This is a genomic window from Streptomyces sp. NPDC090127 (genome assembly GCF_044746945.1).
Taxonomy (GTDB): domain Bacteria; phylum Actinomycetota; class Actinomycetes; order Streptomycetales; family Streptomycetaceae; genus Streptomyces.
In genome coordinates, this window is record NZ_JBIVDE010000001.1 from 354,827 (window position 1) to 368,578 (window position 13,752).

14 protein-coding genes are annotated in these 13,752 nt (G+C 71.2%); 6 read left to right on the forward strand and 8 right to left on the reverse strand.

Annotated elements, in window-relative coordinates; translation table 11 throughout:
• Positions 1–61: 61 nt before the first annotated feature.
• The 4 genes from ACIPPS_RS01520 to ACIPPS_RS01535 form a co-directional block, all read right to left on the reverse strand.
• Complete coding sequence (locus ACIPPS_RS01520; RefSeq protein ID WP_401425479.1) at positions 62–2,017, reverse strand: galactose oxidase-like domain-containing protein; 1,956 nt, start codon at positions 2,015–2,017, stop codon at positions 62–64.
• Positions 2,018–2,020: 3 nt separating this feature from the next.
• Positions 2,021–3,988, reverse strand: coding sequence for a glycosyltransferase family 2 protein (locus tag ACIPPS_RS01525; protein WP_401425481.1), 1,968 nt, complete (start codon positions 3,986–3,988; stop codon positions 2,021–2,023).
• 202 nt (positions 3,989–4,190) lie between these two features.
• Complete coding sequence (locus tag ACIPPS_RS01530; RefSeq protein ID WP_401425483.1) at positions 4,191–4,484, reverse strand: MTH1187 family thiamine-binding protein; 294 nt, start codon at positions 4,482–4,484, stop codon at positions 4,191–4,193.
• The gene (locus tag ACIPPS_RS01535) at positions 4,481–4,825 is read right to left on the reverse strand and encodes a DUF3817 domain-containing protein (RefSeq protein ID WP_401425486.1); all 345 of its coding nucleotides are present in this window, start codon (positions 4,823–4,825) and stop codon (positions 4,481–4,483) included. The genes ACIPPS_RS01530 and ACIPPS_RS01535 overlap by 4 nt, the downstream gene beginning before the upstream one ends.
• Before the next feature lie 121 nt (positions 4,826–4,946).
• On the opposite strand from ACIPPS_RS01535, the gene ACIPPS_RS01540 reads away from it, so the two are divergent.
• From ACIPPS_RS01540 to ACIPPS_RS01555, 4 genes are all read left to right on the forward strand, one after another.
• A complete protein-coding gene (locus ACIPPS_RS01540; protein ID WP_401425489.1) occupies positions 4,947–5,585 on the forward strand; it encodes an AIM24 family protein in 639 nt (212 codons plus the stop codon).
• On the forward strand, positions 5,585–6,235 hold the full coding sequence (locus ACIPPS_RS01545; RefSeq protein WP_401425492.1) for an AIM24 family protein: 651 nt from the start codon (positions 5,585–5,587) through the stop codon (positions 6,233–6,235). The genes ACIPPS_RS01540 and ACIPPS_RS01545 overlap by 1 nt, the downstream gene beginning before the upstream one ends.
• Entirely contained in the window at positions 6,232–7,020 is a 789-nt protein-coding gene (locus tag ACIPPS_RS01550) for an AIM24 family protein (RefSeq protein ID WP_401425494.1), read from the forward strand. Before ACIPPS_RS01545 ends, ACIPPS_RS01550 begins: the two co-directional genes overlap by 4 nt.
• A 119-nt stretch (positions 7,021–7,139) precedes the next feature.
• Positions 7,140–7,616 (forward strand): MarR family winged helix-turn-helix transcriptional regulator, encoded by a 477-nt coding sequence (locus tag ACIPPS_RS01555; protein WP_401425496.1) that lies wholly within the window; start codon positions 7,140–7,142, stop codon positions 7,614–7,616.
• Between the two features lie 147 nt (positions 7,617–7,763).
• Here the strand turns inward: ACIPPS_RS01555 and ACIPPS_RS01560 are convergent, their stop codons facing one another.
• Positions 7,764–9,209, reverse strand: coding sequence for an ATP-binding protein (locus ACIPPS_RS01560; protein WP_401425498.1), 1,446 nt, complete (start codon positions 9,207–9,209; stop codon positions 7,764–7,766).
• On the reverse strand, positions 9,206–9,874 hold the full coding sequence (locus ACIPPS_RS01565) for a response regulator transcription factor (protein ID WP_401425500.1): 669 nt from the start codon (positions 9,872–9,874) through the stop codon (positions 9,206–9,208). The genes ACIPPS_RS01560 and ACIPPS_RS01565 overlap by 4 nt, the downstream gene beginning before the upstream one ends.
• 122 nt (positions 9,875–9,996) lie before the next feature.
• Between ACIPPS_RS01565 and ACIPPS_RS01570 the strand changes: the two genes are divergently transcribed.
• Complete coding sequence (locus tag ACIPPS_RS01570; protein WP_401425503.1) at positions 9,997–10,743, forward strand: PepSY domain-containing protein; 747 nt, start codon at positions 9,997–9,999, stop codon at positions 10,741–10,743.
• A gap of 63 nt (positions 10,744–10,806) precedes the next feature.
• Here the strand turns inward: ACIPPS_RS01570 and meaB are convergent, their stop codons facing one another.
• Both meaB and ACIPPS_RS01580 read right to left on the reverse strand, forming a co-directional pair.
• On the reverse strand, positions 10,807–11,763 hold the full coding sequence (meaB, locus tag ACIPPS_RS01575; RefSeq protein ID WP_401425506.1) for a methylmalonyl Co-A mutase-associated GTPase MeaB: 957 nt from the start codon (positions 11,761–11,763) through the stop codon (positions 10,807–10,809).
• 26 nt (positions 11,764–11,789) lie between these two features.
• Positions 11,790–12,992: an acetyl-CoA C-acetyltransferase gene (locus tag ACIPPS_RS01580; protein WP_401425508.1), complete on the reverse strand. Its 1,203-nt coding sequence runs from the start codon at positions 12,990–12,992 to the stop codon at positions 11,790–11,792.
• A 137-nt stretch (positions 12,993–13,129) separates the two neighbouring features.
• On the opposite strand from ACIPPS_RS01580, the gene mce reads away from it, so the two are divergent.
• On the forward strand, positions 13,130–13,570 hold the full coding sequence (gene mce, locus ACIPPS_RS01585) for a methylmalonyl-CoA epimerase (RefSeq protein WP_401425510.1): 441 nt from the start codon (positions 13,130–13,132) through the stop codon (positions 13,568–13,570).
• Positions 13,571–13,752: the final 182 nt, after the last annotated feature.

A 13,752-nucleotide genomic window follows, 5' to 3' on the forward strand; every position in this document is an offset into this window, starting at 1 on the left:
TCGAACAGCCCCCGGAATCATGCCATGTTGACCCCCTCCCCGTTCTGGCGTGTGTCCGGCGTCAGCCCACCCGGACCCACTTCGCCTCGGAGTAGGCGCCGTTCTCGTCCGTGACGAAGAGCATGTACCAGCCCGGCGGCAGCAGGGTGCGGTCGTCGGGGAGTTCCATCGTGACCGCGTCCTTCGTCCTCGTCAGGCCCAGGGCCACCGAGCGTTGTTCGACGTCGGTGGTGTGGGTGACCGCGCTGGGGCGCATCAGCCGGGCCGTGGTGATGCGGGGCGCGTCCTTGGTCCTGAACGTCAGCCGGCCGTTCTTGTCCGGTTCCTGCGGGCCCTCGCCCAGGGCGGGGCGGGCGGCGCCGGCCCGGAACAGGGCGGGTGGGGTGAAGATCTCGATCCGCTGCTCGAACGTGCCCAGCTTGGTGTTGGCCTTGTCGGCGTACAGCGGGTCGGAGCCGAAGGTGGCGACCCGGCCGTCGGGCAGCAGCAGCGCCTCGGAGTGGTAGTTGCGGCCGACCACCGGATCGGCGGCGGCCGTGAAGGCGTTGGCCCGGGGGTCGTAGAACTGCGACCTGAGGATGTCGCTGCCGCCCGCGCCCCGGTACTGCCTCGAGCCGCCGGTCGTGAAGACGGTGTCGTCGGGCATGAGGACGCTGCTGAGGTAGCGCGTGCCCTGCGGCAGCGCGGGGCCGTCCCTGAAGGCCGGGGTGCGCCGGGAGAGGTCGATGATCGAGGTGCGGGCGGTCGACTTCGCGGACTCGCCGACCCCGCCGCCGCCGAGCACCATCACCTTCTGGTCCTGGGCCGGCGGCAGCATCAGGGAGGCGGAGGTCTCCAGCTGGTCGGGGTCGGTGAGCCCGCCGAGCTTGGTGAAGGCGTTCGTCCTCAGGTCCCACAGCCCCGGCTCGCGGCCCTTCTCCGCCGGGCCGTAACCCGCGTTGGAGCCGGTGTACAGCAGCTTGCCGCCTTTGGTGAGGAAGAGGGCCGGGTAGGTCGGGAAGTAGCGGAACGGGCCCTTGGCCCACTTCTTGGTCGTCGGGTCGTAGATCTCGTTGTCGCCGGGGACGACGTCACCGACGTCGTTGAGTCCGGAGACGGCGAGGACCTTTCCGTCGTCGAGGGTGACCAGCGTCGGGTACCAGCGGGCGTCCTTCATCGGCGCGACGGGGATGTACCTCTCCGCCCGGGGGTCGAACTCGTACGCGCTCCTGATCCCCTGGAAGTCCTGCTTCTCGGTGGTGAGCCGCTGGGCGAGGCCGTAGACGTTGTCGGCGTCGGCGCCCTTGAGGCCGACGACCTCGTACTGCGCGGCCTGCGTGGTGAGCGCCTGCGGGCCCTCCTTCCTCGCCTCGACGAAGACCCGCGCCTCGGCGGCCGTCACCTTGGTCGTCCAGGGCTTCATCTGCCCGCTCGTGAAGTACGAGACCTCGAACTCGCGCGTGGCCTTGGGGACCGTGACGTCGAACTTCGACACGTACTCCACCCCGGACGGGGAGCGGAAGACGGTGCCCTTCCTGAGGGTGACGGCCTTGTCGGGGCTCTCGTTCTTGACCCGCATCCCGCCGCCGGCGCGCTTGACCTCTCCCTCGAGGATCTCGTAGCGGGCCGTGCCGCCGGCCACCAGGAGACGGCCGTCGGCGAGTTGGGTGTGGCCGGAGCAGAAGAAGTCCTCAGGGGTGGGGATCTTCTTGAAGGTGTTCTTCGCCGGGTCCCACAGGACGGTGTCGAAGGTGCCGGAGTCGAACTTCTTCTGATCGTTTCCGGAGCCGGCGATGAGCAGCACCTTGCCGGTGTGCAGCAGCGCCGCGTGGATGACGTTGACGCGGTACGGGGCGGGGACGTCGAGCGGCGCCCAGGAGCCGAACCGTTTCTTGTAGCCAGGCTGGGCGATCTTGTGCGCATGGTACTTCTCCTCGACGAAGGAGACCGCGGCGGGAGCGTTGAGCGCCACGAGGACCACGACGGCGCCGCCGCCGAGCAGCGTCTTCCTGCGGCTCTTCGCCGACCGGTGGACCATGACTCAGCTCCCTCCGCTCGTGGTGGGCGCGGGAGCCGTCGCCGCGGGCGGGTGCGCGGCGGTTGGGGCGGGGGCAGCCACGGTGGCGGTGACGGTGACGGCTGGGGCGGGGGCAGCCGGGGCAGGGGCGGCTGGTGCGGGGGCGGCCGCGGTGGCCGTGACAGAGACGGCTGGGGCGGGGGCGGTGACCGCCGGGACGGTGGTGGTGACGACGGGCTCCGTGACGACGGGCTCCGTGACGGCGGGCGCCGTGAGGGGGACGCGGGCGCGAGCCCGGGCCCGCCGACCGCGCCGGCCGCCCCGTTCGCGCAGCACCGTCCAGCTCCAGACGGCCATCGGGGAGAGGGCGACGGCCAGGGCCAGGACCGCCCAGACGCGCATCGCCGCGTGGGTGTGCCGGAAGAGGACGGAGACGAGCAGCGAGACGGTCAGGACCGACGCCCAGAAGATATGGATACGGAAGGTGAAGACCCGGTCGGGGCTGGCCTCGCCGCCCTTGGGGGTGACCACGAAGCTGCCGCGGGTGCGCAGCACCGCGGAGCCGAGGGACATCACATAGATCGGCGCGGAGAGCGCGGACATCGCCATGCCGGCCAGCCCGCCCGAGCCCTCGGGCTCGTGCGGTGAGACGTTGTGGCGCCGGTTCCAGAGGTAGAGCCCGATCTGGAGGGCGACCGCGTCGCTGTAGATCATCAGCCAGACCGAGGAGGAGACCTGGGTCCCGGACGCGCCGAACCAGAGGAAGAGGACGCAGCTGAGGATGCCGAGGAGCCAGTTGACGGCGGTCATCGGGTAGTAGACGAGCATCAGCGTGTAGTTGAGGAAGCGGCCCGGCGGGATCCGGAAGGGAGCCCTCCAGTACTGCTTGATCAGCGTCTCGTACGTGCCACGGGACCAGCGCAGCTGCTGGGTGAAGAAGTCGGTCCAGGAGGCCGGTCCCTCGCCGACGGCGAGCACGTCGGGGGTGTAGACCGAGCGCCAGAAGCGGCCGGTGTCGGGGTTCCTCCTCCGGTGCAGCTCGAAGCCGGTGGCCATGTCCTCGGTGACGGAGTCGTACAGTCCGCCGACCTGGAGGATGGCGGAGACCCGGGCGACGTTGTTGGTGCCGACGAACATGGGCGCGCGGTAGCGGTTGCCGGCCCGCTGGATCAGCGCGTGGAAGAGGAACTGCTGGGACTCGGCGGCCTTGGTGACGGGCGAGGTGTAGTTGCCGTACACCTGGGGTCCGACGACGAAGGCGACGTCGGGGTCGCGGAAGTAGCCGAGCATGCGCTCCAGGAAGTTCGGGAGCGGTACGTGGTCGGTGTCGACGGAGGCGAAGAAGTCGTACGCGTCCGCGTGCGTCGCGAGCCAGGCGTTGTAGTTGCCGTGCTTGGTGCGGGCCTTGTGGACGCCCTTCACCCGGTTCCACTCGGGGACGCCGGCCCGGGTGAAGTGGTGGACGCCCAGTTCGGCGCAGACCGCCTTGGCCCGCGCGTCGTCGCCCTCGTCCAGGAGCCAGACGTCGAGCCGGCCGTCGTGCCGGAGCCGTACGGCGCCTTCGAGGGTGCCGCGGACCATGGCGAGCGGTTCCTTGCCCGGGACGTACGTGGTGAGGAAGGCGACGCGCGTCCCCTTCTCCGGGTACACGGGTATGGGGTCGCGCGCGACCATCGTCGCGTGCGCGATCGAGGTGACGTTCACCAGCATGAAGAGGCAGATGAGCCCGATCGACACGAGCATCACGGCGTCGAGCCCGACGAGCCATCGGTCACCGCCCTCGCGGACGGTCCAGTGGCTGGGCCAGACGAGGTAGACGAGCAGCAGCGCGGAGAGCACCGGCGCCAGGCTCATGAGGAGGACGGCGCGGATGCGGTGCGGCTCCTTCGCGAGCAGGCTCCGGTACCGCACCGTGTAGGCCCCGGTGTCCGGCTCCGTCAGCGGACCGGCGAGTCGGCTGTAGGTGTCGTAGTCGTACCCTCCCGGCCCCACGGTGCCTCCCGCTGTCGTCGGACAGGTCGATACCCACGAGAAGGGAGGGGGACCGGCGTGTCGACCGGGGTCGTCCGACCGGGTTGTCCTCGCCGCGCGTACGGGTGAGCCCCCGGCCCGGAGAGGGTCGGGGGCTCGTCGGCGCGGTAGGGCGGCCCGGCCCGGAGGGAGTCGGGGGCTCGTCGGCGCGGTAGGGGCGCGGTCAGCCGTTCAGGTGCCGTTCGACGGTGGCGACCTTGGAGGCGAGGCCGTCCGTGACGCCGGGCCGGATGTCGGCCTTGAGCACGACGGAGACCCGGGGGGCGCGTGCCTCGACGGCGGCGACGGCGCGCTTGACGACGTCCATGACCTCGTCCCACTCGCCCTCGATGGAGGTGAACATCGCGTCGGTGCGGTTCGGCAGCCCCGACTCCCGCACGATGCGGACGGCGTCGGCGACGTACGCGCCGACCTCCTCGCCGACCCCGAGCGGCGTGACCGAGAAGGCGACGATCATGCCTTCACCGTGGCCTCGCGACGGGCGCGGGAGGCGATCACGGCGTCCGTGGCCTCGCGCTTGAGCTTGCGCTCGGCGAAGAAGCCGCCGAGCGGCAGCACGGAGAGCACGAAGTAGAGCGCGGCGGTCTTGAACTGCCACTTCGTGCGGTTCCAGGCGTCCAGCCAGAACAGCACGTACAGGATGAAGAGGACGCCGTGGATCGCGCCCATCACCGGCACGGCGTTGAAGTCCGTGGTGCGCTTGAGCACCGAGCAGACCAGCAGCAGCAGGAACGAGACGGCCTCCGGGGCGGAGACGAGTCGGAGGCGGTGGAGGGATGAGGCGGTCTTGATGTCCACGGGAGGGGTCACCTTCGTTCGATCCTGCGTACGTGATCTTGTGAACGGATGCACAAGGGCCCGTCCATTGTGCACGGCGACTTTGCTGTCTCTTTATCCGGGGGCCCCGTAATCTCGCTCCGTGGCTACGTTCCGACTCCAAGGCAGCAAAGTGCTCGCCGTCTCCATGACCGGCGACGGCGTCAAGGCGAAAAACGGCTCGATGGTCGCGTACGACGGCCAGATGGCCTTCAAGAAGATGTCCGGCGGAGGCGAGGGCCTGCGCGGCATGGTCACCCGCAGGCTCACCGGTGAGCAGATGGAGGTGATGGAGGTGAAGGGCCAGGGGACCTGCTGGTTCGCCGACCGCGCCTCCGAGATCAACCTCGTCTCGCTCCACGGCGACAAGCTCTTCGTCGAGTCGAGCAACCTGCTCTGCACGGACGCGGGGCTGCGCACCGGCACGAGCTTCACCGGTCTGCGCGGCGGCGCGACCGGCAACGGCCTCTTCACCACCACGGTCGAGGGCACCGGACAGGCGGCGATCATGTCCGACGGCCCGGCGGTGGTGCTGCGGGTGACTCCGCAGTACCCGCTCTCCGTCGACCCCGGCGCGTACGTCGCCCACCAGGGCAACCTCCAGCAGAGCTTCCAGTCCGGTGTGACGTTCCGCACGTTCCTCGGCGAGGGTGGCGGTGAGGCGTTCCAGATCCGCTTCGAGGGCGACGGGCTCGTCTACGTCCAGCCGAGCGAGCGGAACACGATCGGGGGCGACGTCTGATGCCGTTCCGCGAGATCAACTCGAAGATGGTCGAGGCCCAGCTGATCCCCGGGCAGCGTATGTTCAGCCAACGCGGCGCGATGCTGGCGTACCGCGGCGAGGTCACTTTCACGCCGAACATGACCGGCGGCCAGGGCGGCGTGATGTCGATGATCGGCCGCCGGGTGGCCGGCGAGGCGACGCCGCTGATGACGGTCGAGGGCAACGGCACGGTGATGTTCGGGCACGGCGGCCATCACATCCAGGTGATCCGGCTGACCGGCGACACCCTGTTCGTCGAGGCCGACCGGCTGCTCGCCTTCGACGGCACCCTGGAGCAGGGGACGATGTTCATGGGCTCCCAGGGAGGGGTCATGGGCATGGTGCGCGGCCAGGTGACCGGCCAGGGCCTGTTCACCACCACCCTGAAGGGCCATGGCGCGGTGGCGGTGATGGCGCACGGCGGGGTGATCGAGCTGCCGATCGCTCCCGGGCGCCCGGTCCATGTGGACCCGCAGGCGTACGTCGCGCACCACGGCGACGTACGGAACAAGCTGTCGACCGCGCTGGGCTGGCGCGACATGGTCGGGCGCGGCTCCGGCGAGGCGTTCCAGCTGGAGCTGAGCGGCAACGGTGTGGTGTACGTGCAGGCGTCGGAGGAGAAGCTGTGAGCGCGCCCGTGATCTTCGATCCCCAGTCGCTCCCCTCGGACGACAACGTCAATCCGTACACCTTCTGCGTGGAGCTCAAGGGCTCCCAGTGGTTCCTGCAGAAGGGCAAGATGATCGCCTACTACGGGCGGATCGACTTCAACGGCATCGGCCACGGGCGCCTGGACCGCCTGGTCCGTACGTCCTTCCACTCGCCGCTGCACGCGAGCGACTGGGTGGTGGCGGAGGGCAGCGGCAAGATGCTGCTCGCCGACCGGGCCTTCGACGTGAACTCGTTCGACCTGGACGAGGGCAATCTGACGATCCGCTCCGGCAACCTGCTGGCGTACCAGCCCACGCTGGCGCTGAAGCAGTCGATCGTGCCGGGGTTCGTGACGCTGATCGGCACGGGCAAGTTCGTGGCGGCGTCGAACGGCCCGGTGGTCTTCATGGAGCCGCCGATGCGGGTGGACCCGCAGGCGCTGGTCGGCTGGGCGGACTGCCCGTCCCCGTGCCACCACTACGACCACGGCTACATGACCGGTGTGATGGGCGGCGTCCGGGCACTGACCGGGATCGGCGGCACCTCGGGCGAGGAGCACCAGTTCGAGTTCGTGGGAGCGGGTACGGTACTGCTCCAGTCGACGGAGCTGCTGATGGCCGACCGGGCGATCGGTGCGGTGGGCGGGCAGCCCGGCGTCCCGGGCGGTGTCCCCGGGGCGCATGGTTCCGGCCAGGGGGCGCACGGTTCGGCACCGCGCCTTCCCGGACAGCTCGGAGACCTCCAGCGGCGCTTCGGGCTGTAGCCGGTAGTCTGCGGAGGGTGACGCCTTCGAACGTCTGCACCCCGTACGTCGGGCTCGGGTGCGCGGCGTCACACCTCCCGACTTCGTCCAGTATTCAACTTCTTAGGTAGAATCCATACATGGAGACCGAGACGGCCACCCCCTGGCTCACCGACGCCGAACAGTGCGCGTGGCGCACCTACCTGGACGTCTTCCGGATGCTGACGCACCAGCTGGAGAAGGACCTCCAGCCGTTCGGCCTGACCATGAACGACTACGAGATCCTGGTGAACCTCTCGGAGTCGGCCGAGCGACGGCTGCGGATGAGCGACCTCGCCACGGCGACCCTGCAGTCCAAGAGCCGCCTCTCGCACCAGATCACCCGCATGGAGAACGCGGGGCTCGTCCAGCGCGCCAACTGCGAGTCCGACCGGCGCGGGCTGTACGCGGTCCTCACCGACCTCGGCATGGACACGATGCGCAAGGTGGCGCCGCACCACGTGGAGTCCGTGCGCAAGCACTTCATCGACCAGCTGACCCCGGAGGCCCTCGGCGACCTCCACGAGTCCCTGAAGCCCGTCGCGGAGCAGCTGCGGGGCCGCCGGGGCAAGCCCTGACCCGCACGAATCACCAGGCACCGCCCAGGGGGTGTCCGGAAAGCACGGCCAGGCCAGACCTTCCGGACGCTGCCCAGGGAGTGTCCGGAAGGTCTGGCCGTCCGCCCGCAGGGCGCCGCGAGCCAGGCCAGACGTTCCGGCCACGACCTAGCCGTCCAGGGGCAGTCGCAGCTCGAACCGCGCGCCCCCGGACGGTTCCGCGGCCGTCGCGGTGAGCTCCCCGCCGTGCCGGCGGGCCACGTCACGGGCGATGGCGAGGCCGAGCCCCGCGCCGCCCTCGTCCCGCGTCCGGGCGTCGTCGAGGCGGACGAACCGCTCGAAGATCCGCTCGCGCTCGGCGGCGGGCACGCCCGCGCCGTCGTCCGAGACGGCCAGCAGCGCCCGCCCGCCGTCCTCGCGGACCGTCACGGTGATCCGGGACCGGGCGTGGCGCCGCGCGTTGTCCAGCAGGTTCGTCACCACCCGCGCCAACTGGCCCCGGGACCCGGCCACTTCGACGCCGTCCTCGGCCTCGACGCGTACCACGATCCGGTCACCGGGCCTGTCGCCTGGCCTGTCCCCTGACTGTTCGGCCACCGTCTCCCGCACGAGCGCCCCGAGCCCGATCCGTGTCCGTCCCGCCTGCTCCCCCGCGTCGAGCCGGGCGAGCAGCAGCAGATCGGTGGCGAGCCGCTGGAGGCGCACCGTGTCCTCGACCGCGCCCGGGACGTCGAGCAGCTCCGGATGGGCGGCGCCCACCTCCAGCTGGGTGCGCAGCGAGGCGATCGGGCTGCGCAGCTCGTGCGAGGCGTCGGCGACGAAACGCCGCTGCCGCTCCACGGAGGCCTCCAGGGCCGCGAGCGTCTCGTTGGTGGTCCGGGCCAGTCTGGCCACCTCGTCCCCCGTGCCGGGCTCCGGCACGCGGCGCCCCAGATCCTCGGAGGCCGTGATGGCGGCCATCTCCCGGCGGATGTCCTCGACCGGGCGCAGGGCCCGGCGGGTCACCAGCCAGGTCACACCGGCCACCACGAGCAGCAGCACCGGAAGTCCGATGAGCATGACCGTCGTCGCGGTCCTCACGGCGTCCCGCTGGGTCTCCAGGGGGGCGCCCGCGTGGACCACGACGGTCTCGCCCCGTGCGTCGGTGACCTCGACCTCGGCGAAGCGGTACGCGGCCTCGTCGCCGTCCATGGTGGCCCGGCCGGTGCTGTGCCGGGTGGCCTCGCCCAGCTCCCCGGTGCCGGGGTCGTCCGCGTCCGGCTCGTCGTCGCGGTCCGCCCCGGGCTCCGGGACCGGGGTGACACCGGGCGTGCCCGTGCCGCTGATCCGCTCCAGGTCCTCGCTCGCCGCGAGCACCCGCCCGTCCTCGTCGACGACCTGGACCGGGTGGTCGGAGCCGTCGGGGAGCTGGAGTCGCCGGTACGGCGTTCCGGCGGCGATCTGCGCGCCGATCTCGCGCACGGTGCCGTCGGCCTGGGCGTCCGCCTGGTCGGCGAGGTTGTCGCGCAGCGACAGCAGGACGGCGATGCCGGCGGCGACCAGGGCGACGGCCACGACCAGCGTGGCGCCGAGGGTGGCCTTGGCGCGGACCGAGGTGAGGCGCCGGCCGGTCACCGCGCCTCCAGGCGGTAGCCGGCGCCGCGCACGGTCCGGATCAGGGAGGCGCCGAGCTTGCGGCGGAGCGTACTGACGTACACCTCGACGATGTTCGGGTCGCCCTCGTAGGCGAAGTCCCAGACGTGTTCGAGGATCTCGGCCTTCGACACCACCTCGCCGGCGCGCAGCGCGAGCTGCTCCAGGACGGCGAACTCCCGGGTGGTCAGCGGGACCTCCTCCTCGTCCCGGTGCACCCGGTGGGCGGCCGTGTCCACGCGCAGCCCACCGAGGTCGAGGACCGGGGAGGCGGTGGCGCCCGCGCCGCGTCGGCGGCGCAGCAGCGCGCGGACCCTGGCGACCAGGACGACGTACGAGAACGGCTTCGTGAGGTAGTCGTCGGCGCCCGTGTCCAGGCCCTCGGCCTCGTCGTACTCGCCGTCCTTCGCGGTCAGCATCAGGATCGGCACGTCGTCGCCGGCGGCGCGCAGCGCGGAGCAGACGCGGTAGCCGTTCATGCCGGGCAGCATGATGTCGAGCACGATCAGGTCGTACGGCGCCTCGCCCGCCCGGTGCAGCCCTTCGAGGCCGTCGTGGACGACGTCCACGGCGTAGCCCTCGGCGGTCAGGCCCTTGGCCAGGGAGAGGGCCAGCCGCTTCTCGTCCTCCACGATCAGGATCCGCATGAGGACAAGGTTCGCGCATGGAACCTGAAGAAGCCTTCAGGTTGCTTCAGGGTGCCTTCAGGTCGGGTCGCGCACAGTGGTGCCCGTCGAACGAACCATCCACCGAACCGGAGGATTCCCTCATGAAGCGCACCCATGTCATCGCCACCGTCGCCGCGGCCGCCGTGGCCCTCGGGGCCGTCGGGGGAACGACGGTCGCCTTCGCGGACGACAGGCCCGGCGACGACACCGCCGCCGGCGGGAAGGCGACGGTGACGGCCGTTCAGGCGATCGACACGGCTCTCGAGGCGCGGCCCGGCACGGTGGTGTCCGCGGATCTCGACGGCGACGACGACCACGCGTGGGAGGTCGAGGTGCTCGGCAGGGGCACGACCGCGTACACGGTCCACGTGGACGCCACGACGGGCAAGGTCCTGAGCCGGGAGACCGAGGACGACGCCGACGACAACGACGAGCGGACCGCCCTGAAGGGCGCGACCGTGGACGCCCGCGAGGCCGCCGGGGCCGGCGGGGCGAAGGGCTTCGTCACGTCGGTGTCCCTGGACGACGATGACGACGACCGCGCGGCCGCCGCCTGGGACGTGGAGACGACCAAGGGCGACTGGCAGGTCGACCCGAAGACGGCCGCCGTCACGGCGGACCGGGACGACTCCGACGCCAGGACGGACGACGCCAGGACGGACGGCACCAGGACGGACGGCACCAAGGCGGACGACGACCGTACGGCCGAGGGCCGCGCGGACGGCGACCGTACGGCCGGGGACCGCGCGGACGACGACACGACGGACGACGACCACGCGAACGCCGGCAAGCCGGGCACCGACCACGCGGACGACGACCAGGCGGACGACGACCACGACGACGCCTGACCCTCCCGCGGCCACGTCACCGGGGCCCGGTCGTGGTCGCGCGACCACGACCGGGCCCCGGTGTCACGCGCCCGTCAAGCTCGCGACCAGCTCGTCGGAGGCCGCGTACGGGTCCAGTTCGCCCGCCACGATGCGCTCCGCCAGCGCGTCCAGGCGCCGGTCGCCGTGCAGGTCGCCGATGCGCTCGCGCAGCGCGGTGACGGCGATCGTCTCGACCTCGCGCGCCGACCGAGCCCGGCGCCGCTCCGCGAGCACGCCGCGCTCCTCCATCCACGCCCGGTGCTTCTCCAGCGCCTCGACGACCTCGTCGATGCCCTCGCCCCGCGCCGCGACCGTCTTGACGATCGGCGGCCGCCAGTCGCCCGGCCCGCGCGACTCGCCCAGGCCCAGCATGTGGTTCAGCTCGCGGGCCGTGGCGTCCGCGCCGTCCCGGTCCGCCTTGTTGACCACGTACACGTCGCCGATCTCCAGGATGCCCGCCTTCGCGGCCTGGATCCCGTCACCCATGCCCGGCGCCAGCAGCACCACGGACGTGTCGGCCTGGGAGGCGATCTCCACCTCCGACTGACCGACACCGACGGTCTCGACGACGATCACGTCGCAGCCGGCCGCGTCCAGGACGCGGATCGCCTGCGGCGCGGCCCAGGCGAGCCCGCCCAGATGGCCGCGGGTGGCCATCGAGCGGATGTAGACGCCCGGGTCCGACGCGTGCTCCGACATCCGGACCCGGTCGCCGAGCAGCGCGCCGCCGCTGAACGGGGAGGAGGGGTCGACGGCCAGGACGCCGACCCGCTTCCCCGTCCGGCGGTACGCCGCGACCAGCGCCGACGTCGAGGTGGACTTGCCCACACCGGGCGAACCGGTCAGGCCCACCACGTACGCGCCGCCGGTCAGCGGGGCCAGCGCCGCCATCACCTCGCGCAGCTGGGGGGACGCCCCCTCCACGAGCGAGATCAGCCGGGCCACCGCACGCGGGCGGCCCTCCCGTGCCTGGGCGACGAGTTCGGGGACGTCCACCATGTGCCGATGCTCCTTGCTCGACGGAACTACTTGCCGGGTACGCGAACGACGAGAGCGTCGCCCTGGCCACCGCCGCCGCACAGCGCCGCCACGCCGACACCGCCGCCGCGTCGCTTGAGCTCCAGGGCCAGGTGCAGCACGACACGGGCGCCGGACATGCCGATCGGGTGGCCGAGCGCGATCGCGCCGCCGTTGACGTTCACCTTTTCCGGGGTCACCCCGAGGTCCTTCATTGACTGGACGGCGACCGCCGCGAAGGCCTCGTTGATCTCGATCAGGTCGATCGCGTCGAGACCCAGTCCCTCCTTCTCCAGGGCGTGCCGGATCGCGTTGGAGGGCTGCGACTGGAGCGAGTTGTCCGGGCCCGCCACGTTGCCGTGGGCGCCGATCTCGGCGATCCACTCCAGGCCCAGCTCCTCCGCCTTCGCCTTGCTCATGACGACCACGGCGGCGGCGCCGTCGGAGATCTGCGAGGAGGTGCCGGCGGTGATCGTGCCGTCCTTGGCGAAGGCCGGGCGCAGCTTGCCGAGCGACTCGGCGGTGGTCTCGGGGCGGATGCCCTCGTCCTTGGCGAAGACGACCGGGTCGCCCTTGCGCTGCGGGATCTCGACCGGGGTGATCTCGGCCTCGAAGACGCCGTTCTTCTGCGCGGCGGCGGCGCGCTGGTGCGACAGCGCGGCGATCTCGTCCTGCTCGGCGCGCTGGATGCCGAGGCGGGTGTTGTGCTTCTCGGTCGACTCGCCCATGGCGATCTTCTCGAAGGGGTCGGTCAGACCGTCGTACGCCATGGCGTCGAGCATCTCGATCGCGCCGTACTTGTACCCCTCGCGGGACTTCGGGAGCAGGTGCGGGGCGTTGGTCATCGACTCCTGGCCACCGGCGACGACGATGTCGAACTCACCCGCGCGGATGAGCTGGTCGGCGAGGGCGATGGCGTCGAGACCGGAGAGACAGACCTTGTTGATGGTCAGGGCGGGCACGTTCATCGGGATGCCCGCCTTGACGGCGGCCTGGCGCGCGGGGATCTGCCCGGCACCCGCCTGGAGCACCTGCCCCATGATCACGTACTGCACCTGGTCGCCGTCGATGCCGGCCCGGTCGAGGGCGGCCTTGATGGCGAATCCGCCCAGGTCGGCGCCGGAGAAGGAGGTGAGCGAGCCGAGCAGACGGCCCATGGGCGTGCGGGCGCCCGCGACGATCACTGAGGTGGTACCGGTCGTTCCAGACATGAGGCGCAGCCCCTTGGGATGAGGAGTGAACGAGGGTTTACCTTCAATGTACTGAGCGGTACCGCGCACGGTCACCGGCCCGTCGGTGTGACGGCGCGCACGTTGCGTAACCACCGCTCCGGCGCTGCACTGGATGCATGCTGACGCGAATCGACCACATCGGGATCGCCTGCTTCGACCTCGACAAGACGGTGGAGTTCTACCGCGCGACCTACGGATTCGAGGTGTTCCACTCCGAGGTGAACGAGGAGCAGGGCGTCCGCGAGGCCATGCTCAAGATCAACGACACCTCCGACGGCGGCGCCTCGTACCTCCAGCTCCTGGAACCCACCCGGGAGGACTCCGCGGTGGGCAAGTGGCTGGCCAAGAACGGCGAGGGGGTGCACCACATAGCGTTCGGCACCGCCGATGTCGACGAGGACGCCGAGGCCATCCGCTCCAAGGGCGTCCGGGTCCTCTACGACGAGCCGAGGACCGGTTCCATGGGCTCCCGCATCACCTTCCTCCACCCCAAGGACTGCCACGGCGTACTGACCGAACTGGTCACCTCCGCCGACCCCTCCGCAGCGGAGCACTGACCTCCGGATTCCTGGCCCGGTAGAGTGGGCGACTCCGGGCCGGGGCCGGTCGGGGCCGCATGCCCATGCGGCGTCGAAGTCGGGGTATCCGATCTGCCACGATTCCCCGGGGGGCCGTTCTCCGGGGAACGGTTCTCGTTGGAGTGTTGCGACCAGGGTTGGGGTCTCCCCTGCTCGAACGC

What these genes read in the sequence shown, in the direction of transcription:
- ACIPPS_RS01520 (WP_401425479.1), bottom strand. Translation starts at nt 2,017, where the DNA reads ATGGTCCACCGGTCGGCGAAGAGCCGCAGGAAGACGCTGCTCGGCGGC.
- ACIPPS_RS01580 (WP_401425508.1), bottom strand. Translation starts at nt 12,992, where the DNA reads ATGTCTGGAACGACCGGTACCACCTCAGTGATCGTCGCGGGCGCCCGC.
- ACIPPS_RS01530 (WP_401425483.1), bottom strand. Translation starts at nt 4,484, where the DNA reads ATGATCGTCGCCTTCTCGGTCACGCCGCTCGGGGTCGGCGAGGAGGTC.
- ACIPPS_RS01545 (WP_401425492.1), top strand. Translation starts at nt 5,585, where the DNA reads ATGCCGTTCCGCGAGATCAACTCGAAGATGGTCGAGGCCCAGCTGATC.
- meaB (WP_401425506.1), bottom strand. Translation starts at nt 11,763, where the DNA reads ATGGTGGACGTCCCCGAACTCGTCGCCCAGGCACGGGAGGGCCGCCCG.
- ACIPPS_RS01565 (WP_401425500.1), bottom strand. Translation starts at nt 9,874, where the DNA reads ATGCGGATCCTGATCGTGGAGGACGAGAAGCGGCTGGCCCTCTCCCTG.
- ACIPPS_RS01555 (WP_401425496.1), top strand. Translation starts at nt 7,140, where the DNA reads ATGGAGACCGAGACGGCCACCCCCTGGCTCACCGACGCCGAACAGTGC.
- mce (WP_401425510.1), top strand. Translation starts at nt 13,130, where the DNA reads ATGCTGACGCGAATCGACCACATCGGGATCGCCTGCTTCGACCTCGAC.
- ACIPPS_RS01570 (WP_401425503.1), top strand. Translation starts at nt 9,997, where the DNA reads ATGAAGCGCACCCATGTCATCGCCACCGTCGCCGCGGCCGCCGTGGCC.